This is a genomic window from Sporolactobacillus pectinivorans (assembly GCF_002802965.1).
Lineage (GTDB): Bacteria > Bacillota > Bacilli > Bacillales > Sporolactobacillaceae > Sporolactobacillus > Sporolactobacillus pectinivorans.
In genome coordinates, this window is the sequence record NZ_NXGA01000001.1 from 2,514,502 (window position 1) to 2,537,556 (window position 23,055).

Sequence of the window (23,055 nt, forward strand, 5' to 3'; positions counted from 1 at the left end):
AATCCTTGTTACTGAGAAATGTATTTTTCCGGGTCAACCGCTCCTGTATGCGGTGGCGGTGTCCACGGACCTATATAGAGTTCAAAATGCAGATGAGAACCGAACGCTTCACCCGTCGCACCCATAGCTCCAATGACTTGGCCCTGCGAGACCTTCTGACCATCCGATACATTGTAACTTGACAGATGTGCATAAACAGTTGTGTAAGTCTGTCCGCTGATAAAATGAGAAATCATCACGCAGTTGCCATAGCTGGAAGACTGGTAAGCTTTAAAAACGATCCCATCGGCGGCAGCGTGAATGGGCGTTCCGGTGCTGTTTGCAATGTCAATGCCGGGATGAAACGAATGATCAAACGTTCTGTAGCCGAACCCCGATGAGATAACACCTGCAGCAGGTTTAATAAAATTGCCTTGAGCGGTTGGGGCAACGGCGGGAACGGGTGCCTGCTGCGGCTGTGCTGTTCCCGCAACAGATGGTGCTCCGTTTGAGCTACCGTTTGTTAAAGCTGAGACTGAGCTACTTGAACTCGCACTTGAATTCGAACCGGAAAGCCCTGCTTTCTTCTTCGCATCTGCGGCTGCAGCTTTCTTGAGTGTCTCTTCCTTTGAAAGACTTGTAATCTGTTGATTAATGACACTTGCCTGCGCCTGCAGGATGCTGGCTTCTTCGTTCTTATTCATGACCGCACTATTAATATCGGACGCTTTTTGCTTCAGCTGTGAAAGGAGTGATTTCTGGTTTTCTTCTTCCCGATTCAGATTCCGATTCAAGGTTGTAAGACTTGCCAGATCCCAGCGTGTCTGATCCAGTTTGTTCTGAACCAGTTTTTGCTTTTCCAGTTGAGCCGTTTTATCTTTTTTCTGATCGTTAATAATTTTATTATCCTGATCTGTTATTGTCTTTACGGCGAGCAACCGGTCGATAAAATTTCCGAAGCTGCTGGATCCCATAAGTACGTCAAGATAGCTGATTGCCCCGCCATTTATGTATATTGACCGTATGCGTTCGCCCAACAGCTTTCCACGCATGTCAATCCTTTTCCCAATCGACTTGATATCGGTTTTAAGCTGCGCTACTCCCTGTTGATTTTGGCTGATGTCCGCTTGTTTTTTCGCTATCTTGCCGTTCATGTTGTCAATTTGCTTCTGAGATTCAATGATCCCGGTCAAAACATCATTTTGCCTTTTATTATTCTGCGACAGTTGTTTTTTTGAAACATTCAGATCGTTTTGATTACTGATCTGTTTCTGCTTGACTGCAGCCAGTTTCTCATTAAGCTGCGATTGAGTTTCCGCAGAAACAAGAGTCGCGTTAAAACCAGTCGCCAGCACGATCGCTAGACATGCGGTCGCTGCGCGGCGGATTACTTTTGCTTTCTTCAATATTATCAATCTCCTTACAAAATCTATCCTAATCTTTCAGCAATTGACAATATCTTTATTATAACAATAGTTTTCAATCATTTGAGACAAATTAGATTACAATTTTATTTCTTCTTCATGAACAAAAAAAGAGGCTGTCCCAAAAGGTAGCCCCAAATATAAAAATCGAGAGGATTTGATGTCCTCTCGATTTTTATATTTCTGTTGGTTTTTCGCAGAAAAAAACCGCCTTTCCTTTTATAATGTAAATGACCAGTCCACATTATTCGGAGGCGATTTTTTTGATTCTCTTTAAAGAGTATAACATGAACCAGCTTATTCTACCAATGGATTTCAGTGACAGTATCCCCAGAAACCATGTTGCCCGGGCGGTGAGTACCTTTGTGGATGGGATTGATCGTCAGGTCTACCTAAAAGCTTACAAGGGCGGCGGCCGTCCCTCCTATAATCCCCGGATGATGACCAAGGTGCTGCTTTACGCTTATACTCAGAAGTGGTATTCCTGCCGACAGATTGCCCGGGCTTTGCGTGAAAATCTGCCGATGATGTGGCTTGCCAGCCAACAGACACCGGATTTTCGCACGATTCAGCGATTTCGTGTGCACCAGATGAAGACCTGTCTTCAGGACGTGTTTGAGGACTTTACGGCGCAGCTGCTTCNATTCAGCGATGTGCACCAGATGAAGACCTGTCTTCAGGACGTGTTTGAGGACTTTACGGCGCAGCTGCTTCAGCTGGGCTATGTGAGCGGTCAAGACTATTTTCTGGATGGAACCAAGATCGAAGCCGATGCCAACCGCTACACGTTTGTTTGGAAAAAGGCGACCCAACACTATCAGGCGGCACTGCTGGAAAAGGTAAAAGTCATTTTCTGTGAAATCAATGCTCAGGTCCGGCTGGATGATCAAGCGATTCAGAACTTCATGAGTGATCCCAAAGGAACCGTCTCCGCGCAGGAAATGGAACAGTGGACGGAAACCGTGGAGGAACAAGCCGGTGAACGGATCAAAACCCCGGCCCGGCGATCCCCCGATCACGTTTTGAAGAAAAGAATCACCTTACTGAAAAAAGACTTCATTCCAAGAGCCTACAAATATGAGGCACAAATACGAACCTGCGGAGAACGCAACAGCTATTCCAAGACGGATACAGACGCCATGAAAAACGGCCAACTGAAACCGGGATACAATGTTCAGATGGGGACGGAAAACCAGATGATCCTGTTCTATACGGTCCACCAAAATCCCACCGATACACGGACGTTGATTCCTCATTTACAACAGTTAGCCCGTTCTCCGGTGGCCCATCCTGAACACGTGATTGCGGATGCCGGCTATGGAAGTGAAGCCCATTACCTCTATCTGATGGAAGGCCATTATCAGGGGCTGATCCCGTATAATCAACTGCGCAAAGAAGAAAAAAGACACTTCAAAAAGGATCTCAGTCACATCCAGAACTGGGACTATCACGAACAGGACGATCTTTTTATCTGTCCCTATCACCGCCGTGTCCTTTTCAAAAAATACATGACCCGAACGGATCATTACGGATACAAACGAGACTTCAAGATCTATGAATGTGAGGATTGTACCGGCTGTCCGTTCAAGAGCCGATGTACCAAAGCCAAAGGGAACCGTCAGGTCCACTACAATCCTGTTTATGAAGAAACCAAGGCAGAGGCCCGCCGAGCGCTCCATTCAGAGGAAGGACGTGCACGGTATCGCCGCCGAAAGCTTGAGGATGAACCTGTTTTTGGCAATCTGAAACAAAACCTGCATTTCCGCCGATTCCATCTCCGGGGACTGAAAAAAGTCCACGTGGAATTCGGTTTATTAGCGTTGGCCCATAACCTGATGAAGAAAGTTAAAATCGATTTTCAGGAATAAAAATAGAGGGAAGGCCTCCCTCTTTTAGGTCAAAAAACAAAGAAAGATGAAAAGTGGAGAGAAACGCTCGAACGTTTCTCTCCACTTTTCATTTCTGGAGGCTTTTAGGACAGCCTCTCCCAATTATTTAAAATTTTTACTATTTCAATAGATTTCTGACGGTTTTAGAAAACTTAGCGTTTTTGTGAACATCTATACTGCACATAGAGTTTCCGCTAAAGAGAAGAATGATCTTCAGTAACCGAGTTTTCTGTCAACTACATTGATTAATGGTTTTCCGTCTCTGAAATTCTCAAGATTCTTCCGGATCAATTCCGCCCTTTTCTTTAGTTTGCCCGGCCCGGCGCCGAGCGAATGAGAAGTAATCAAGACGTTTGGAAAATTCCACAGCTCACTGTCCTCCGGCAGCGGCTCGTGAGATGTAACATCCAGTCCGGCACCGCCCATTCTTCCGCTGCGAAGTGCACGGATCAGTGCCTGTTCATCGACAGTAGCACCGCGCCCGACATTGATAAAAATAGCCCCTTCTTTCATAAACGAGAACTTTGTTTCGTCGAACAGCCCTTCTGTTTCAGCCGTCAGCGGCAGCACATTGACTACAAAATCGCTTTCCCCGAGAACAGTGCTCAGACCGTTCATATCAAATACGTCATCTACACAATCCGGCTTTTTCGTCACGGTACGTTTGACCGCCAAGATGCGGGAACCGAAAGCTTTAAGACGTACAGCAGCTTCCAAACCGATATCTCCAAGCCCGATAATAGCAACCGTTGACCCTTCCAACTGACGTACCTCGGGCTCCACGTGCCAGATATGCTTTTCAGTCTGCCTAACGTAGAGAGGCAACTGGCGAACAAATGCCAAAATCAGCGCTAGGATATGTTCCGCTCCAAGCGCGCCGAATACACCACTTGCGTTGGTCACCGTTACCTGATCTTTCAAAAGATGATGGTGCGCAAAATGATCGGCTCCCGCACTCGGAAGCTGGAGCCAGCTCAGATTCGTCATTGCCTGAATCATCCGATCTGAAGGCCAGCCGATAAAAGCATCAGCGTTCTTAAAAATCTCCGGTTTGCTTTCAAGTCCATCGACGCAGAACTGAAAATCATTTTTAAATTGTTCAGTGAATTGAGTCATCAGCTCAACAGGCAATTTAAATTCATCAGAAAATCCAAATATAATCTTTTTCAACCCGTTTCACCCACCCTTAACTTAAAATAATCATTAACGCAGAGTCGCTTACAGCTATGTAACAAATGCCAGTCGTTCTTCAGAATTCTACGTCAACCATTTTCATCATAGCTATTACTTTTAGTATAAATCACATTTTCTTTTTGAATCCAGAAAAACAGACAGAAGCACTGATCATCATCCTTAATTGTTATGAATAAAGAAAAAGTATCACAGTCGAGTCCTGTGATATCTTAAGATTTTATACTATCTTTTGAAAAAGACATGCCCGGAACGGATTCCGGACATGTCTTTTAATTCTGTCAAGAGACACACAAATACATTATACCTGTTATTGTATTCCCTCAGGAATATGTCTCTGAAACGGATCGTCACTGATACCGGCATCCAGAACGATTTTTGCATACTCTTTGGCGCCAAAAAGTGAGTGGTCTTTATAGTTTCCACAGCTGACCGGCGACACAGCAGGAACAACAGTCGTCGTCAGAACTTTCTCAAGAGAATTCTTTAAGGCGGTTGCTATCTCTGATGGCTTGTGCTCATTCCAAATGATCAGATAAAATCCGGTCCTGCAGCCCATCGGGGAAATATCGATAACTCCCGTCAGCTCATCGCGCATGTAAGTCGCCAAAAGATGCTCCAGTGTATGAAGCGCCCCAGTAGGAACGGCCGACGTATTAGGTTGAAGCAACCTCAGATCAAATTTCTGAACCAAACTTCCCTTCGTGTCATTCTCAGTACCTGCCAGACGGACGTAAGGTGCCTTGACCAGCCTATGATCTAACTGAAAACTTTCAACTTTTGCCACTGTGCTCATCCCCAAGTAAACAGATTGAATTAGTGTAGCCAGAATAACATAAATCAATGAATCTGTAAAACAAGAGCCTCGTTCATAGAAAAACAGCGGGAACCTATTTCTTTTCTGCAGCCTTGCTCCAAAATTAAATGAATCATCAGCTCAGTATATGAAAATCCTTCTTTTCTGACTCCGAGCGAGTACATCAGGTCTTGATAGTGTCTGTTCGAAAGGGAGTGGCGAGGAGAAGGATAGCAGGCTAAAAACAGCGCCTGCATTAGGTCGTCCATCCGGAATCAGGAAAGCGGGAACCAGCCGCTTGGTTTAGTAATGATTTTCCATAGACGATCCGGAACAACCAGTTCATCCTGTTTGTCAGGATTTAGGGTCACATGAATCTGATCAACCTGATTATCGCGCACTTTTTGCGTCCAGTCCGGATCGATAATCGCTTCTCTTCCGAGCGCTACAAGATCAGCCCCGTCGTGAAGACCGGCGACTGCTTCTTCCGGATAGTGAATGCCGCCAACGGCAATCAGCGGGACACGTCCGTGAATATGGGCCGACACAACGTGTACAATCGTGTCGCTTCCTTCTTCTTTTCCTGCCGGAACGGTCTTAATATTATTTTGCGACACATGTAGATAATGCACACCGCGTTCAATCAGCCCATCAACAAGCTGAAGCGTGTCATCGACTGAGTAACCGGCATACCGATGAATTTCCTCAGGTGAAAAGCGGTAACCGACAATAAACGAATCATCGGCATATTTTTTAACGACTGACTGCACTTCTTCAAGCACGGCAAACGGGAAACGCAGCCGTTTTTCCAAGGTTCCGCCCCACTGATCTGAGCGCTGGTTGAAATGTGCGGATACAAACTGCTGGATCAGATAATGATTTGCCCCGTGGATTTCGATTCCATCAAAACCGGCACGGATTGCCTGTCTGGCGGCAAGTCCATATTCATGAATGACCGTCTCGATCTGTTCCTGAGTCATCGCCTGAGGGACAATCTCAGGGTTGGAAAAAGATGGCACTTCGCTGGCGCTGACCGTTTGATTAAACAGGACGAAGTGAGGATCAGCTTCACTTCCGCCATGGTGAATTTGAAGCACTGCTTTGCTCCCGGCAGATTTAATGGCTTCAGCCATTTTTTTCAGCCGTGGCAGTACTGCATCGTCATAAGCAATAAACTGATGATCAAAGGCCACTCCTGTCGGGGAGACAGCAATGCACGCAGACACAAACAGACCGGCAATCGCTGCACGTCGTTTATAGTAAGCCAGTTCCTGATCTGAAACCGTACCGTTCAGATTACCCGACCATGTAGTCATCGGGGCAATCGCCAGCCGGTTTGACAGCCTTACGCCATTGGGCAGAGTAACCGGCTGAAACAATTCATCATATGAAGACATCGAAAACACTCCTTCTTCCCAGCAATGGAATATGAAATTCACTATTCATTATAGACGAATCTGCGCCTTACCATGTAAGATTATGCTTCTGCTATTTCCACGTTCACAAAGAAAGATCAATCTCGACCGGACAATGATCCGACCCTGTGACATCAGCCAATATTTTTGCATCGTCAACTTGCTCTTTGAGCCGGTCCGAGATGACGAAATAATCAATACGCCAGCCAATATTCCTTGCTCTCGCATTTCCCATATACGACCACCATGAATAAGCGCCCCCGCGATCTGGAAAAAGATAACGAAAACTGTCGGTAAATCCAGTATCAAGCAGCTTGGAAAAATCATTTCTTTCCTCGATTGTAAATCCGGCGTTTTTCATGTTGGGCTTAGGATTTTTCAGATCAATAGCCTGATGGGCCACATTCAAATCCCCGCAAAAAACGACCGGTTTATGGGCATCCAGCTCATGAATATAATCCGTAAATGCTTTGCCCCACTGAAGACGATAGTCAAGCCGCTTCAGATCACGCTGAGAATTGGGTGTGTACACAGTTATGAGGTAATAATTTTCATATTCAAGAGTAATCACTCTACCCTCATGGTCATGCTCCTCGATTCCTATCCCATAAGAGACATTCAGGGGCTTATTCCTCGTAAAAATGGCTGTCCCGGAGTATCCCTTCTTTTCCGCGTCATACCAGTATTGCAGGTAATCGGATGTCTGAAAGTCAACCTGATCCCGCTGAAGCTTTGTCTCCTGGATGCAGAGTGCATCGGCTTGAGTCTCTTCCAGCCATTGACCGATATCCATTTTGCGCTGCAATGCCCTAAAACCATTTACATTCCATGAAATAAATTTCAAGTTATTTTCCCCTCACTGACTTTATTATCCATGCTGCTATGATTCTATTACATTATTCCGTTCATTACAAAGGATCCGTCCAGAGACACAATGCCTCAGACGGACCCTTTAAAATTGATTAAGCAATCATCATTATTTTCCACTGAACTCTTCAGAATATCTGTTCAGAAGGTCATATTTGGTATTCCATACTTTTGGCGATAAATCCACATAATAATTATGTGGATTTTCAAAGCGAAGCACTTCCGCCCATTGCCGTTCGACCTGCTGTTTCGCGAAATTTCTGATCGCAATAACGGATGGGCTTTCATAGCAAAGCCGGCCGTCTTTAAATATCTGTTTGCGCAGCAGCTCAGCTTTATAATTTTTCAATGTTTTCTTTTTCCAAGTAAAGACCGGGTCGAAAATGGTCAGTGGTTTGCTTTCATCAAGCGTTTCATTGTTGTCACAAATCAGGTCGGCAATAGCTTTGTCCGCGTCCTTTTCATAGATGCGATAAATTTTCTTAAATCCTGGATTTGTGATTTTTTCCTCGTTCTCACTGATCTTAATTCTCGGTACAACCTTGCCTTCCTTTTCAACTGCGACTAATTTGTAAACACCGCCGAAAACCGGTTCAGATTTTGCCGTGATCAGCCGCTCACCGACACCAAATGAGTTAATCTGCGCGCCTTCTGCCAGCACATCTTTGATAATATGTTCATCCAGTGAGTTGGAAATAACAATAATTGCTTTTGGAAAACCCGCCGCATCAAGAGCCTTCCTGACCCTCTTGGTCAGATAAGTAATATCGCCGGAATCAATCCGGATGCCAAGCGGCTCATGACCGCTTTCACGAAGTTCCTTAAATACTTTAATCGCGTTGGGCAGGCCCGATTTCAATACGTTATACGTATCAATCAGCACGAGGCACTGGTCCGGATAAGCCCGTGCCCAAGCCCGAAAAGCTTCAAGCTCGCTGTCAAAAAGCTGAACCCAGCTGTGCGCCATCGTGCCGGAAACCGGAATGTCAAACATCATGCCGGCAAGCGTATTAGCTGTCGCTGAACAGCCGCCGATCACAGCAGCGCGTGCCCCATAAATAGCACCATCGTAACCCTGAGCGCGCCGTGACCCAAATTCCATAACGGAACGGTTGCCGGCGACGCGGCAGATCCGGCTGGCTTTTGTAGCGATCAGCGTCTGATGGTTAATCGTCACAAGCACCATCGTTTCCAAAAGCTGTGCCTGAATGGCAGGTCCCCTCACAGTGACCAGCGGTTCGTTTGGAAATACGGGATAGCCTTCCGGGATGGCCCAGACATCACAGGAAAATTTAAAATGCGCCAAATAATCCAGAAATTTTTCGGAAAATTGTCCGGTTGACCGAAGATAATTGACATCATCTTCGGTAAACTGAAGATCTTCAAGATATTCAATCAGCTGGTCCACTCCTGCCATGATGCAGTAGCCGCCCCCGTCAGGAACTCTTCGGAAATACATGTCAAAATAAACGATCTGGTCGCCTACTCCCTCTTCCAGATAACTATTCCCCATGGTGAGTTCGTAAAAATCAACCAGCATTGTCAGATCCCGGTCATTCCTCACGTCAAACCTGCATTCCATCTTTTTATTTCCCCCAATTATGGTTGGTTATGTAAGCATATATATTGAGTCGAGTATACTATTGACAGACAATCTTGTAAACCGAAAACGGATTCATGAAAATGTTATTTAAATGGCATCAACCTTTTTTCAAAAAAATGCTGGCTGTAACCTGCCGGATGATCTTCAACGACTCCGTACTCTATATAACCGTGTCTTTTATAAAATTCCGGAGCCTGAAAACTGAAGGTATCCAGTAAAATAAGCCGGCATTGCTTCTCTTTCGCCAATCTTTCAGCCATCCTTAAAAGTTTACTTCCATAACCTTTTCCTCTCATGCTCTGATCCACCCAGAGAAAATCGACGTGCAAGTGGGCCCAAAAAATTGTTCCCGTTATGCCGCCGAATAGTTTACCCGCGTCATCTTTAAGCAGCAAGTTAAGATTTTCAACGGAGGATTTTATTTGATCCGGAAGACAGCTTGCGTTGTATTTGATAAGTTTTGACCGAATGTAATCAGCAGCCCTTTTATCATTCCATTGTTCTGAAATATACATTATTATTCTCCCCCGTAAAGTTTTATTTTTCCCATTCTCAGTCTATATTACCAAAGAATTGTTGTGGTTCGCCGGCAATTTCTCCGGACTTTTCAAACAGCCTCTATTATGAAGATTTGATTTCAGGGCCAATTCTATTAAAAGTCATTTTATGGAAAAGCAGCCTTATTTCCTGTTAACTTCTTATTAGAAAGCGGTATACTGATACTGTGACTGCAAAGTGAAATTTAGGAGGATCCTATTTTGATAAAACTGATTGCCATTGATCTCGACGGTACCCTGCTGAATGACGAAAAAAAAATCAGCTTGAACTCCAGACATGCACTGCTGGAAGCAAAGAAAATGGGCGTCAAAATTGTTATTTGTTCAGGAAGACCGATAGCCGGAATCAGGGAATACCTGGATTTTCTCGGACTGAATGAAGCAGGAAACTATGCGATTACATACAACGGAGGGCTGGTACAGGAAACGGACAGCGGAACTGTTCTTTCCGAAAAAATTCTGACCAGAAATGACATTATTTCACTTTACACGCTCAGCCAGAAGCTCGGGGTACCGATGAATTTTATCGATCGGGAAAATGTTTACTGTCCGATTCCGCCGGAAGGAAGGCCTTCATTATATGGAACGGTCATGCACTCATTGCCTTTTATCGGTGCGTCAATGGAACGTCTGCCCGGTGATCTGAAAGTGAATAAAGTCGTTTTCTGTACAGAACAGCAGCTGCTCGACTCGGCTATCCAGGAAATACCGGAATCCTTCCGTGAGAAATACACGCTAATGAAATCAAGAACGATTCTTTTGGAAATCATGAACAGAGATGTGGATAAGGGTAGGGGACTTCAAGCCTTAGGCAAGTATCTGAATATACGAGCTGAAGAAATAATGACATTAGGAGATCAGGAAAACGATCTGGCTATGATCCGGTACGCTGGAACGGGCGTGGCAATGGGCAATGCTATTCAAAAAGTCAAGGATGCCGCGCAGTTCGTGACCAAAACCAACATTGAAGACGGCGTTGCCTTTGCGGTTGAAAAATTTGTTCTCACTCAATAATCTGCCAAACAACCAGGAACAATACAAATACAGAATCTATTTTTAACAAAAAAAGCGCCTCCCCTGATTGATCTCGTTTCGCTCAGGACTGGAAGGTGCTTTCTGTAATTAATAAGTGAATGAACGTATAGAGTTTTATCCGAAGATCAGTGAGTCCAGGCTATAAGCACCGGCACCAATCAAAGCTATGCCGATGACAACGACAATAATCAGAAGATTGTATTCGAAGCCGTTTTCGGTAATCCAGTAACCATTTTTTCCATGAACCGTTGCTATAGCTACGACCATCGTACCGGTAATGAACAGAGCTGCCAGCGGCGTCAGCAATCCCAGAACAAACAATGCACCGCCGATTAATTCTGATAAACCCGCCATAATAGCCATGAATGCTCCCGGTTTAACCCCGATCGATTCAAAGAAACCAGCGGTCCCCTTAATTCCATGACCGCCAAACCAGCCAAACAGTTTTTGCGTGCCGTGTCCGGCAAAAGTCACTCCTAGAACAATACGGATTATCAGCAATCCTAAATTCATCAATTTAATCACTCCAATATTATTAATTAATATATTCTTAATTCGAGATATCAAGGAAAAATCCAATAGGTAATATTATTGAACAACATCTGCTGCGAACAATCCGAGCTTTTTCAATTGTCCGGTCATCTCATGTTTTTCCGAAGAATTTAAGCCGCCGAGAATCTGATCGACCGCATCCCGATGCTCCGGAAAAATCTTTTCCATCAAATGCGATCCCGCAGCTGTCAGCGCAGCAAAAGTCACACGGCGATCCGTAGGACAAGGTTTTCTGTGCAGCAGTTTTTTCTTTTCCAACTGGTCAATCACATAAGTTGTACTGCTGCTGGCAATCAGAATCTTACCGCCAATCTTTTGAATCGGCTGATCACCTTTATGGTAGAGCAGTTCAAGAACGCCAAACTCGGTCAGATTAAGGCCGTAGCTTTTGATATTTTCTTCAATTTTTTTTCTGATTGACTGTTGCGCTCTTGTCAGAACCACCCATAGTTTCAGGGAGATATCTTTACCTTCAGCAATCTGTTCGTGATTCATTTTGCTCATAAAAATCAATCCTTTATCTCTAATTCGAGATAATTATATTACTTGCTCTCTTCCCTGTCAAGAATATTGATAATGTCTTTCCGGATCAGGAATGGCAAAAAGTTATTTCAGGTCCAGCGGTTCCAGCTGATTTTCAATAAACTCGCGTCTCCCTTCCAGAAAAGGCGGCAATGACAGCGTGCTACCGAGGGCAGATTCGTCCTCATCTGAAGTAAAGCCTGGACCGTCAGTCGCGAATTCAAACAGGATATGGTTAAATTCACGGACGTACAATGACTTAAAGTAAAAACGATCAACAAATCCGGAATTAGGCAGCCCTGTCTGATTGATGACTTTGATCCATTCGTTCAGGGCATCCTGGTCTGCAACGCGAAGAGCAAGATGATGCACACTTCCAAAACCCGGAACTTCATCCATATGTTGCTGGTCTTCCCGGACAATGATCTGCGCGCCATGCCCGCCTTCTCCGACTTCAAAGAGGATATTTTCTTCCTCGCGTGCCACTTCCCTGAAGTGCAGCACATCTTTCAGAAATGAGCGTATCATCCCGAGGCGTGACACTGTGAGCGTTACACTCCCTAGTCCCCGGATTGCGTACTCAATCGGAACAGGTCCATTCTCCCAAGGTATTCCTCCTGCAACTCCTTTGTCCTTTTCGTCTGATATAAGACGTAAGGGGGTGCCGTCAAAGTCTTCAAATTCGAGCATCTTGTGTCCGAACAGAGTTGAAATTTCATGATGGCTTACTTTGAATTCATCAAAACGCCTGTTCCAGTAATCAAGAGACTTGTCGCTTGGCACGCGCAGTGAAACCCGGGAGATGGAATTTGTTCCCTTTTGGGTCGGCCGTGTCCCGGGAAATTCAAAAAAGGTCAGATCGGTGCCGGGACTCCCCTTTTGATCGGCATAAAATAGATGATAGACTGAAACATCGTCCTGATTGACGGTCTTTTTGACCAGTCGCATACCCAGTACTTTCGTATAAAAAGAGAAATTTGTCTTCGCATTGCTCGTTACAATAGAAATGTGGTGAATTCCGAGTAACTGATTCATTATTTCTGCCTCCTTCATTCTGTTTTTCAACACATTTAACTTTCTTTCATCACGCATTTGGTCCGACTGGGCCTGAATGACCTTCACTTTATTCGGTGTCACATCATTGCCTTTTTCATCGATAAGTTTGACATTAAGCAGGTTCTGTCTGAACGTTCCGCGAAAGATATCGAGATACCGCTTCCTCAGCTTTCCCTGAGTCTCACGCTCCTCAGAGTTCAAAGGCCTAATTTTAGCCACCCTGGCGAGTCGGTTGATTTCTTTCAATAAACCTTTCATTTCTTGGTCTCCGCTGACAAAAGATTGATACCACTTTCGTGATGCATCCACTTCTACCTCCGTCAGCTGATGACCGGCAGATGACCATTTCTCTTGAACTTCAGCATGTGCATTATTCAAATTCAAGATCATCTGCTTTACTGATGCCTGAGAAATCAGCGGATCATCAAAGCCTGCGGCAACAAAAACAGAGAGCCCTTCCAAATCGTCATAGATATCTGCAGAACGATAGTCGGTACCGTGGAACAGAATAGCCCCATTAAAAACAGGTTTCTCGTGATGCAAAAGGCTGACAATCATATTCGCCCCATTTGAATATCCGACACCGATCACTTTCCGATGAGTAAATCCATGTTTCAAACCAAATTTAGCAAGAAAACGATGAATATGTTCTGTTTCACTTTTTAAATCATCAAGATCGATTCCTCCTTCAGAAAAACGGTTGAAAAACCGATTCATCCCATTTTCCTTACGATTACCGCGAAGACTGAGCACCGCAGCGTCCGGTGCAATGGATTCAGCAAGAGAAAGTAATGAATACTCATCTCCTCCAGTGCTGTGAAACAGAACAAGAACCGGAGCAAGGACTGTCTCACTTTCGTTAAAAACATATCGAAAGCTCATTGATTCACCACCGCCATTTGTTTTTAATTAGAATATCTCTGTTTCGAGATAATAATATTCTTTTTTTCTACATTTGTCAATTCCGTGAACACACCTCTCTAAATATAAAATTACCCCGAAAAAGATCAACCTTTTTCGGGGATAGTCAGCCATTAATGTCTTATTCTTTTACATAATCATGTCGTATAGCTTCAGTAACTGCTCAATCTGAAAGCAGCCGTTCCTTTGCAGCTGCTGATTTCTTCTCAAGGCCGTAACTCCACATACTGAGAAAAGCAGCCGCCAGAACCATGAGTGCACCAATCCACGTTGTGTCAATCAAACCGATATTGGCGACAACTTGTCCGCCAATCAGTGAACCGAGGGCAACTCCGCCATTGAACGCAGCGATGTTGACCGCCGAAGCAACGTCGACGCCTTCCGGTACCAGCCTCTCTGCAAGAACGACGGCATATAACTGGAGACCTGGAACGTTCATGAAGGCAAACAATCCCATAAGGATCACGGTCAGGACGCCCAGCGTTTTATAAGGTGCAGTGAAATACAAGATAAAAATAGCTGCCGCCTGAAACAGGAACATATAAATCAGAGCCTTCATGGGCTGATTATTGGACACTTTGCCGCCAAATGTGTTTCCTATCGCAATGGCAATGCCGTAAGCAAACAATATCAAAGCAACCAAATTGGGTGAATAGCCGGTAATCTTTTCAAGCAAAGGCGATAAATAGGTAAAGACGACGAACGTCCCACCGTATCCAAGTGCCGTGATAATAAAGACCAGCAATAGCGGACCTGTTTTGATCAGTTTGAACTGGTCTCTGAACTTCATGCTCGCCGCTTGCCTAAGATTTGAAGGAATAAGCAGACTGTTTGCGATCAGAGCGAGCAGGCCAATGGCAACAATAATCATAAATGCGGCACGCCAGCCGAATGTCTGGCCAATAAATGTTCCGAGTGGCACCCCGGTCACGGTAGCCAGCGTAACACCTGTAAACATAATCGCAATCGCGCTCGCTCTTTTATTCGGCGCAACGATATCCGCCGCAATTGTAGACCCGATCGACATAAATACCCCATGGGAAAACGATGAAATCACCCGCGCTACAAGCAGCATGCTGATGCTTGTAGCTGCTGCAGCTACTGAATTGCCAATGATGAAAACAACCATAATCAAGATCAGCAATGTTTTTTTAGGTATTTTGACCGTCAACGAGGTCAAAACAGGCGCGCCGACAGTAACGCCCAGCGCATATAACGTAACAGTCAGACCGGCCAAAGAATAAGAGACATGGTATTCGTTCATGATCAGCGGCAGAAGACCAACGCTGATAAATTCGGTCGTGCCAATTGCAAAAGCACTGATTGCCAATGAAATAAGTGGCAGTAAACTTCTATTTGATGCCAAATCTTTAACTCCTTTCAAAATATATGTTCAAATTTGTCCGCATATGTTATTATGAATGGTGCATATCTCATCAACAAGTACGCACTTTATTGTAATGTAGATACTTTTTAGTATCTATAAGGAGGTAAAATGTCTTGGAAAAAAAATATAATATCTCCGTTGAAGCCACCCTGGAAGTGATCGGTGGTAAGTGGAAGCCTGTCATTTTATGCCACTTGATTAATGGGAAAAAAAGGACCGGCGAACTGAAGAGGCTGATTCCGAACATCACACAGAAAATGCTGACACAACAGCTGCGTGAACTGGAACATGACGGCATTATTAACCGAAGAGTATATAACCAGGTTCCTCCAAAAGTGGAATATGAATTAAGTGAATACGGCGAGACATTGAAAGATGTTCTGCACAGATTGTGCCTCTGGGGAGAAAACCATATCAGAAGAACCTACGGGGAAACAGAAGGGCATTTGGAAGAAAGTGTACTGAATCAGTAATCAAGATTACTGGTTACAACGAAAAAGCCTGGCTCAATCTACTGATCGGGCCAGGCTTTTTCGTTGTATTACTTATCGGCATCTGCATGGAAATTAAATTCAAGTACATCCGCAAGGCCTATTTCTTTAAGATAGGATACTACGGCCTGATGTTCTTTGGAAGGAACATAATTTTCGAAAGCTGCCATATTGGTAAATTGCGCAGCAAGCCCCACTTCATATCCCTTTGCCATCTTTGAAAAATCGACATTCGTGTGCAGATCGAGAATTCCCGGCAATTCTTCTTTCAGATGGCGCAGCCTCTTCATTGCTTCTTCTTTCTGTTCCTTTGTCGTTCCACTGCTGAACTTAAATAAAACAAGATGTTGTATCATCATGCATTCCTCCTCACAGTCCTCAATCCTATACCAGAGTTTCGATGATGCCAAGTAAACTGGCTCCGGCGCCGCAGGACCGAGCTTGTTGGCCTATTGAACAAACCCGCCGTTCACACGGATAGTCTGTCCGGTGATCCACTGTGATTCCTCACTGACCAGCAGGGCAACAACATTGGCAATATCCTCCGGTTCACCGATCCGGGTATTCATCTGCGCCAACCTGTCAATCTGCTCCCCTGTCTTCTCAGTGCTGAATAGTTCTGTATTGACCGGTCCGGGTGCAACGGTATTAATTGTGATTTTCTTCGAGTCGAATTCTTTGGCAAGCTGCCTCGTAAACTGCTCAACCGCGCCTTTCGATCCGGCATAAACACTGTATGTCGGGAACATCTGTCCGTTGACAGACGTCGCGAAGATCCGCCCACCATCTTCCAGACAGTCCATCGCTTTCTGGATGCTGAAATAGGTGCCCTTGACATTAACCGCGAACAATCAATCAAATTCCTCAAAATTTATTTGTAGCTTAGGAAGTGTAAAAAACCATGATGAGGATAACCCCATCATGGATAAAGTCAGTCAATCTGAACCGGTGGCTTCCGCACTAAGTTCATAATACCGGCAATCAGATAAAGAACCCCCGGGAAGAACGCCGGAAGACTAAGCACACCAGCAACGATCAGCAGGCAACCAGAAAGAATTGGCAAACTGCGCCGGAAAAGGAAAATCAGTGCAACGACTGCCAAAATGATGCTGATCACCGATAAGACAACCAATAAGACACCAAATAAATGAAACACTTGAATCACCTGGTTGATATCTTGGGATGTAATATTCTGATTAGTTCCCGATGCCATGAGCTGTACTCTGAGAGTCCTCGAATCTACATTAAGGATGCGGAAGCCTCCGAGCATGACCAGAAGATTCAAAGCGCCGGCAATGATCGATAATGTAATTTCCCCAGTTCTTTTCAACAAAAAACCTCCCAGCAAATAAGATAACTTCAAAAGTTCAATCTTCCTCCCGCTGAACTGCGTGGAGAATCATTTCTTTCACTTTTTTTTACAGATGCATCATCTTTTAAAATTATTTTACAAAACCACGGCTGCCATCTGATCGAAATAGATAAAGAGATGCTCCTCGTGCCAAAATGTTAATCTACTATTAACTATACATGATTCGCGCACTTTGTACACTAAACATTAAGCAATTCTTTTATACATGGAAACATGCCACAAGATCAGATCTAACGACTTAAAGAAGCAGCCACAGCCACCAATCGTTGGTGACAGAACAGCACTGTTAAAGCAGAGTCCAGGCTCAATAAAAAGAATCAGGCATTCTGATTGCACACAAAAAGATTTAGCAGGGGCGTCGTAGTGCCATTCCCTGCTAAATCTTTTCAGATCATTGATTACAACTGTCTTATCAAGAAGAGAGCTTCAACGTTATCAGGATCCGCAGCTGATACTGGGAAAATTCTTTCGGCGTGCCGTACCTCTATTCTTATATTCTTAGCGAATGAAAACTTTTCCCTTTTCATTCACCGGAATTTTCACATAAAGTACGCTGCTGCTGCTGTCATAGTAGAAGCCGTTTTCCTGCTTATTCAAATCATCCAGACTTGCGGCTTTCTGGTAGACAGTGGAATTGTTCTGTACCTTATTAGGTTCCTGAACATTATGAAGTTTCAATGTGTACGACTGCAGAGCTGAGTCGTATTTCTGAATTTTCTTGTTCTGATCAAACTCAATTTGATTTCCTCTCTTGGCAACGTGGAAATCGGTCACATTATATTGGCCCTTATTGTGATTGAGTGTAGCTCCATCATCCTCGTAGAAGCTGTAGGATGCGTCATGACTTAGATAGGTTTCAAGATTAAGATTCGTTAGTTTGTTTTGCCCGGTATACTGCTGGACTTCGCGTGTTGGAATGATTGAATCCTTCTTTACAAAGATTGGCATGTTATCCAGTGGTGCGTCGACTGTGATCGTCTGCCCTCCTGTATATTCTTTCTGGTTCCAGTAGTCAATCCAATCGGTACCCTTAGGCAGATAGACACTGCGCGATGTAGCGCCTTGCGTCACGACAGGAGCAATCATTAAAGAGTCGCCGAACATATACTGATCACTAATGTTATAGGTGCCCGGATCCTTTTGGAACTGATAGACGAGCGGCTGCTCGACAGGCGCTCCGTTCGTCGATGCTTCATGAAATGCGTCGTACAGGTACGGAAGCAGCTGGTAACGCATGTCGATATACTTTTTGCTTATGCTTTCAACATCTGAACCAAATGACCAGGGCTCCTGATGATAATTCCGGTCAGTCCACTGATCGTAGTGGATACGGGAAAATGGCAGGAATGCGCCCATCTCAATCCAACGGGCGAATAGTTCGGGCGTCGCTTCACCGCCGAATCCGCCGATATCATTGCCGACAAAGGCCTGACCGGAAAGGCCAATGTTCATATTCATCGGAAGTGCCATCTGAAGGTGCTCCCAGTCGCTCAGGCTATCACCCGTCCAGATAGCTGCATAGCGCTGAGTCCCGGCAAACATATCACGTGAAAGCACAAACGGACGTTTGTTGGAATTGTTGGAGTTAGCGGTTGTCCATGCGTTATAGCTCGCCTCATCCTCCAGTCCTCCGTACATATTATGGAACTCAGTCGCAAGCACTTTATTTCCCTGATCGTCAACGCCATAGGAGTCATCAGGAAGCGTGTGATTCAGACCCTGATTATCGTTGAATACAGCCGGTTCATTCATGTCATTCCAAATACCGTCAACGCCTTGATTCAGAAGCGTCGAAGCGATATTCGATGACCACCAGTTGCGCACATTTGTGCTGAGGAAATTCGGAAATGCAGAATCACCAGCCCAGACAGGCCCGATATAGGGCGTTCCGTCCGCGTTCTTTACCCAGTAATCATTTGCGGTCCCTTCATTGTATACTGAATAACTGGTGTCCTGTTTCACGCCCGGATCATTAATAACAACAGCATGCATGCCGGGGATACTTTTGACTTTATCGAAAGCCTGCTTGTATGCGTCATTAAAGGTAAACATTCTGTAACCGTTCATGTAATCAATGTCGAAGTTCATCGTATCCAGAGGAATCCCCTTATCCCGATAGGTCTGTGTCACATTGACTAACTGTTCCGGAGTATACGCCCATGCACTTTGCTGAAGTCCAAGTGCCCATTCAGGAGGCAAGTTGATCTTCCCGGTCAGCTGAGTATACTGATCCAGCACATGGGAGATAGACGGGCCGTTCATGAAATAATACGTCAGCGGGCCGCCATTCGCGTAAATATAATAATAATCGTTAGACTCACTCGCCATGTTGTAGTATGAATGGTAGGAATTGTCAAAAAGGATCCCGTATGCATTGCCATTTTTCAGTCCGATAAAGAAAGGAATCGTTGTGTACACATATTTCGTGCCATTATTATAACCATACGAATCCGAGTTCCACATGCCCATGCTCTTGCCGCGCTTGTTCAATGTACTGCCTGTTTGTTCACCAAAGCCGTAAAAATTTTCGCTGCTGTCCGTTTTCTTGAAGAAATAGGGTTTACCATTCTCATAACCGGACGTTGAACCATTTTTTGAATAATCTTCATTAATAACCTTCCCGTGTTTATCCAGAATTTTGACGCCAAAAGGCTTTTCATTGACATCTACTGTAATTTCACTCGTTTTCAGTGCATAGACATTATTCTTTTCCTGAGTAGAAAATTCAGGTGTTTTCCAGTCTTTTTTTGCAATCGCCGGTGAGTCCTTTTCTGCCGTTCCTTTTGGAAGTACCGAAACCTTAATCATGCCTGTCGACAGCAAATGAATGTAGCCGTCATACTTCCCAAGATCAAATTTCACACCGTCGCTGATTCTCTGCGCTTGATCTACATAAAGTGTTTGCAGGTTATTTTCGTTTAGCGAGGTTTCCGGCGGGTCCGCTGCGAGCGCTGTTGAGAACGCAGCTGAAAAAGTCACAATTAAAGCAACGAGAAGAGACACAATAACTTTAATGTTTGGCTTTAATGCAGTCACCTGAATCACCCTTTTTTGATATATTTTGGCAATAAAAAGCATAGAGATGGCAGGTCTCATGCAGATATATAAACGTTCTTTTATATTCAGTGAAAGCCTGCCTACAATTCCGTGCGCTTTACTAAAAGAAAATATAAAGCAGTTCTGCAAGTTCGATTTCTTAGATTTACTGCCCGATCATTAACCGTCCTTAATTTAGAATACTGTTTGGTACCATCAATCTCTCATTCTTAAGCAAAAAGCTCATCGCAAAAAATTGAATTGATCATTATAATAAAAACTTCGGCTAGCCCATTTTGCCTTCAAAATAGTTTTTCTTAATTTTATATCTGAATATTCAGATATAATGGTGTAAAAATATTTATGGAGATAAGGGCAAAAATTAATAGATACTTTTTATTACTTTTTTTACATATTTTTACACATAAAAAGAAAAAAATATAATTGAGAGTTGTATAATACTGCTAATAAGAGCTTTCTTATACTTCTCTCAATTCTGACCAGCGGATCCATGTCCCTTATGTAAATCAAAACATCTTCTGCAGGATCCAACCGACAGGCTGCAATCACAGCCAAAATAATATATGCTATTCTAATGGGGAGCATTAGCATTAGCGTTAGTAACAACAGCATTAAAAACCCAATCGGCCGATAAGAAGAACCCAAACATAGCTGGGATTGAACATTGGTTTCACCTCCTTTGATATATCTATATTAGCATGATTCGACATGGTAATTTTATAATGTATAATATATTCACATAGAAAGGAGAATGATCACGTGGCATACCAATTAGGTGAAGTTGTAAAGAAAATCAGGCAATCCAAAAGATACACACAAAAATATGTTTCTGGTAATCAGATGTCGCGCACAACCTTTTCAAAAATTGAGGCTGGCGAAATGCAACCAACTGTAGGCAAGTTCATGCATATTCTTGAGAGACTAGATATTACCTATGAAGAATTTAAGTATATAGAAAATATGTATACGCTGAATGGAAAAGACGAGATTATGTTCGATTTTTTTCAGATTTCCACTAATGTCGAAGTCAAGGATATGGAGATGCTTATCGATAAATGTTCTGACTTTCTGGATAATTATTCAGACAGCATTGTTGATGATATTCGTTCTGTCTGCAAAGCCCTCGTACTTGTACATTTACAAAATAGCTTTGAAGAAGCATACCCTTTCGCTGAAAAGGTATGGAAACGCCTTTCCCAGCTTGATAATTGGTACTCAACAGAGTTAAAGTTGATTAATAACATTTTCTTCTTTTTCCCGCTTGAGACAGGTATATCAATAGTAGAGAGAGCACTTAGAGAGATTGACCGATTTTCATACTTTAATCAGAATAAAGAACTTAAAGCTGCTTATCTAATCAATATGACACTTCTGCTTATTAATAATGAGCAGTTTGCCGAGGCTAATAACTGTGCTGAAAAAGCCATTCAGGAATGCATTGTGACAAAAAGATACGAGGTCATCTCATTGGCTTTTGCAAGAAAGGGTATTGCGTTAATCAATCTTGGCAAAGAGGAACAAGGAATTTCGGCCATTAGGAAGGCTATTCAAATCAGTTCCGCCCTTGGTCAAACAGGGCTAATTGAATCATTTAAAGGGGAAATTCGAGAAAAAACAAAGATCAGCATTTAAAAAAATGCCATCATGATTCAATAAAATTAAACTACCGCCTGTTGCAGCAGGCGGTAGTTTAATTTCTGTCTCTCACGCGAGAAAATGCATTATGTTAATCATCCTCGAAAAAGGGAACAGAGTCTTTCTTCTTTCAGAAAAACAGCTGCAATAAATACAACATTAATTCAAAATCAAAAGATCGAACTAATTCGAAAGAAGTTAAAATAACAGACGCAAGCACCTAATTTTTTATTTTTAATTGACTTAGAAAGCGGTAAAAATGGTACATATGCCTCATTAACAGCAAGAGTAAAATCGTTCTTTTTCAAATATTGTTAACTTCCTGAATCAGCTCGGTGTCCCATTTCCAGTCGCTGATTGCCGCGGCATCAGTCACATGCTGCACCTTGCTGGCACCAAGAATGGCTGTTGTCACCGCCGGTTGATTCAGGATCCAGGAAAGTGCAAACTGTGGCATTTTCTTTTCATAACGTTTGGCGATTTCTTGATATTTCGCCACTCTTTTAAAATTATCGTCATTTATATATTGAAAAATCAGCTTTTCTCCGTTCGCTGCCCTGCTTCCCGCCGGATAATCTGCTCCGGATGCATATTTGCCGGTAAGCATCCCTCTGGCAAGCGGACTGTAGACGAGCAGCCCGACATTTTCAGACAGGCAATACGGAATCAGTTCCTGCTCGGCTTCCCTTGACAGAAGATTATATTGGGACTGTGAAGAAACAAATGAAACCAGTCGATCCAGTTTGCTGATTTTTCTTGATTTTTCAATCTGCCAGGCGGCAAAATTAGAACAGCCAATATATCTGACCTTTCCCTGTTCTACAAGGGTCGTGAGTGCTTCAAGCGTTTCTTCAAGAGGCGTGTTCTCATCAAACCGGTGTACTTGATATAAATCGATATAATCGGTTTTCAGCCTGCTTAATGAGTCTTCAGCCTGCTTAAGAATGTGTTTTTTTGACAAACCTTGCTCGTTGACACCTCTTCCCATCGGAAGCCCCACTTTTGTAGCCAGAACAATCTTGTCCCTTCTGCCTTGCAACGCTCTCCCGATAATCTCTTCCGAAGCGCCTGTGCCGTATCTGAATGCTTCGTCCTGGCCTTTGCCATAAAAGTTGGCTGTGTCAATAACGTTAATTCCGGAGTCAAGCGCGGCGTCAATGATCCGATCTGATTCTTTTTCATCGATCCAGCGCCCGAAAGCCATAGTGCCCAGAGATAAATTAGAAACTTTCAATCCTGTGTTGCCCAAGAAATTATAGATCATAAAGTATCCCTCCTAAGAAAAATCCTACATCCTGACTCTTTC

General features: G+C 43.7%; 19 protein-coding genes and 2 pseudogenes. 4 read left to right on the forward strand and 17 right to left on the reverse strand.

The genetic code is table 11. The features are described from left to right. Nucleotides 1-8: 8 nt before the first annotated feature. Complete coding sequence (locus COP04_RS12145; RefSeq protein WP_100488265.1) at nt 9-1,385, reverse strand: murein hydrolase activator EnvC family protein; 1,377 nt, start codon at nt 1,383-1,385, stop codon at nt 9-11. A gap of 248 nt (nt 1,386-1,633) precedes the next feature. Between COP04_RS12145 and COP04_RS12150 the strand changes: the two genes are divergently transcribed. Beyond that, nucleotides 1,634-3,271: an IS1182 family transposase gene (locus COP04_RS12150; RefSeq protein WP_100488266.1), complete on the forward strand. Its 1,638-nt coding sequence runs from the start codon at nt 1,634-1,636 to the stop codon at nt 3,269-3,271. Between the two features lie 234 nt (nt 3,272-3,505). On the opposite strand, the gene COP04_RS12155 is transcribed toward COP04_RS12150, so the two are convergent. From COP04_RS12155 to COP04_RS12185, 6 genes are all read right to left on the reverse strand, one after another. Beyond that, on the reverse strand, nt 3,506-4,462 hold the full coding sequence (locus tag COP04_RS12155; protein WP_100488267.1) for a D-2-hydroxyacid dehydrogenase: 957 nt from the start codon (nt 4,460-4,462) through the stop codon (nt 3,506-3,508). Nucleotides 4,463-4,793: 331 nt separating this feature from the next. Beyond that, nucleotides 4,794-5,270, reverse strand: coding sequence for an S-ribosylhomocysteine lyase (locus COP04_RS12160; RefSeq protein ID WP_100488268.1), 477 nt, complete (start codon nt 5,268-5,270; stop codon nt 4,794-4,796). 284 nt (nt 5,271-5,554) lie between these two features. Beyond that, nucleotides 5,555-6,676 carry an NADH-dependent flavin oxidoreductase gene (locus tag COP04_RS12170; protein ID WP_100488270.1) on the reverse strand — a complete coding sequence of 374 codons (1,122 nt, stop codon included), beginning with the start codon at nt 6,674-6,676 and terminating at the stop codon, nt 5,555-5,557. Between the two features lie 103 nt (nt 6,677-6,779). Then, nucleotides 6,780-7,538, reverse strand: coding sequence for an exodeoxyribonuclease III (locus tag COP04_RS12175; protein WP_100488271.1), 759 nt, complete (start codon nt 7,536-7,538; stop codon nt 6,780-6,782). Between the two features lie 132 nt (nt 7,539-7,670). Then, nucleotides 7,671-9,143: a nicotinate phosphoribosyltransferase gene (locus tag COP04_RS12180; RefSeq protein WP_100488272.1), complete on the reverse strand. Its 1,473-nt coding sequence runs from the start codon at nt 9,141-9,143 to the stop codon at nt 7,671-7,673. Nucleotides 9,144-9,247: 104 nt separating this feature from the next. Then, complete coding sequence (locus COP04_RS12185) at nt 9,248-9,679, reverse strand: GNAT family N-acetyltransferase (protein WP_100488273.1); 432 nt, start codon at nt 9,677-9,679, stop codon at nt 9,248-9,250. Between the two features lie 243 nt (nt 9,680-9,922). Here COP04_RS12185 and yidA point away from each other — a divergent pair, with 243 nt between their 5' ends. Continuing rightward, nucleotides 9,923-10,735, forward strand: a complete 813-nt coding sequence (gene yidA, locus COP04_RS12190) for a sugar-phosphatase (RefSeq protein WP_100488274.1) — start codon at nt 9,923-9,925, stop codon at nt 10,733-10,735. Between the two features lie 135 nt (nt 10,736-10,870). On the opposite strand, the gene COP04_RS12195 is transcribed toward yidA, so the two are convergent. From COP04_RS12195 to COP04_RS12210, 5 genes and pseudogenes are all read right to left on the reverse strand, one after another. After that, complete coding sequence (locus COP04_RS12195; protein WP_100488275.1) at nt 10,871-11,272, reverse strand: DoxX family protein; 402 nt, start codon at nt 11,270-11,272, stop codon at nt 10,871-10,873. 72 nt (nt 11,273-11,344) lie between these two features. After that, entirely contained in the window at nt 11,345-11,812 is a 468-nt protein-coding gene (locus tag COP04_RS12200) for a MarR family winged helix-turn-helix transcriptional regulator (protein ID WP_100489665.1), read from the reverse strand. 102 nt (nt 11,813-11,914) lie between these two features. Next, the gene (locus tag COP04_RS20285; RefSeq protein WP_239984988.1) at nt 11,915-12,865 is read right to left on the reverse strand and encodes a ring-cleaving dioxygenase; all 951 of its coding nucleotides are present in this window, start codon (nt 12,863-12,865) and stop codon (nt 11,915-11,917) included. A gap of 93 nt (nt 12,866-12,958) precedes the next feature. Further along, nucleotides 12,959-13,768: pseudogene (locus tag COP04_RS20290) on the reverse strand (DUF896 domain-containing protein); the annotation flags it as partial. Nucleotides 13,769-13,970: 202 nt separating this feature from the next. Then, the gene (locus COP04_RS12210; protein WP_100488277.1) at nt 13,971-15,173 is read right to left on the reverse strand and encodes an MFS transporter; all 1,203 of its coding nucleotides are present in this window, start codon (nt 15,171-15,173) and stop codon (nt 13,971-13,973) included. A gap of 134 nt (nt 15,174-15,307) precedes the next feature. Between COP04_RS12210 and COP04_RS12215 the strand changes: the two genes are divergently transcribed. Further along, nucleotides 15,308-15,667, forward strand: a complete 360-nt coding sequence (locus COP04_RS12215) for a winged helix-turn-helix transcriptional regulator (protein ID WP_100488278.1) — start codon at nt 15,308-15,310, stop codon at nt 15,665-15,667. Between the two features lie 68 nt (nt 15,668-15,735). On the opposite strand, the gene COP04_RS12220 is transcribed toward COP04_RS12215, so the two are convergent. From COP04_RS12220 to COP04_RS12235, 4 genes and pseudogenes are all read right to left on the reverse strand, one after another. Further along, nucleotides 15,736-16,041 carry a Dabb family protein gene (locus COP04_RS12220; protein WP_100488279.1) on the reverse strand — a complete coding sequence of 102 codons (306 nt, stop codon included), beginning with the start codon at nt 16,039-16,041 and terminating at the stop codon, nt 15,736-15,738. Nucleotides 16,042-16,134: 93 nt separating this feature from the next. Further along, nucleotides 16,135-16,533 (reverse strand): annotated as a pseudogene (locus COP04_RS12225) (SDR family oxidoreductase); the annotation flags it as partial. Nucleotides 16,534-16,616: 83 nt separating this feature from the next. Further along, complete coding sequence (locus tag COP04_RS12230) at nt 16,617-17,015, reverse strand: DUF4064 domain-containing protein (protein ID WP_100488280.1); 399 nt, start codon at nt 17,013-17,015, stop codon at nt 16,617-16,619. A gap of 540 nt (nt 17,016-17,555) precedes the next feature. Next, nucleotides 17,556-20,093, reverse strand: a complete 2,538-nt coding sequence (locus tag COP04_RS12235; protein ID WP_100489666.1) for a glycoside hydrolase family 31 protein — start codon at nt 20,091-20,093, stop codon at nt 17,556-17,558. Between the two features lie 780 nt (nt 20,094-20,873). On the opposite strand from COP04_RS12235, the gene COP04_RS12245 reads away from it, so the two are divergent. Then, a complete protein-coding gene (locus COP04_RS12245) occupies nt 20,874-21,746 on the forward strand; it encodes a helix-turn-helix domain-containing protein (protein WP_100488282.1) in 873 nt (290 codons plus the stop codon). A 307-nt stretch (nt 21,747-22,053) separates the two neighbouring features. Here the strand turns inward: COP04_RS12245 and COP04_RS12250 are convergent, their stop codons facing one another. Next, nucleotides 22,054-23,013, reverse strand: a complete 960-nt coding sequence (locus tag COP04_RS12250; protein WP_100488283.1) for an aldo/keto reductase — start codon at nt 23,011-23,013, stop codon at nt 22,054-22,056. Nucleotides 23,014-23,055 lie beyond the last annotated feature (42 nt).